Genomic DNA, 264 nt, shown 5'->3' with positions numbered 1-264 from the left:
CCTTTTGCAACAATCTACGCTCCTGCCGTTGTATTTCGTTACGGCGCTCACGAGTGTCTTTTTCAGCTTCGGCTCTGATTCTATGGACTTCGTCTTTAGCCTCAAGAACCGTTTCTTTCTTCAATGCCTCGGCTTCCTTCTTTGCACTTTCAATAATCTGCAAAGCGGCGTGCTCGGCACTCGAAATTTTAGCTTCTGCAAGGGATTTGCGAATAAAATAACCGAACCCAAAGAATATAGCGGCTACAACGAGAACGATTATGA

At 45.1% G+C, this 264-nt stretch carries 1 protein-coding gene; it reads right to left on the bottom strand.

Annotated features, from left to right (window positions below):
- On the bottom strand, positions 1-264 hold a 264-nt coding region (locus ACSNOG_RS33480; protein WP_436756433.1), incomplete at both ends, for an Rnase Y domain-containing protein.

Source organism: Streptomyces sp. URMC 124, assembly GCF_051386455.1.
Classification (GTDB): domain Bacteria; phylum Actinomycetota; class Actinomycetes; order Streptomycetales; family Streptomycetaceae; genus Streptomyces.
This window is presented reverse-complemented; position numbering and strand designations above follow the sequence as displayed.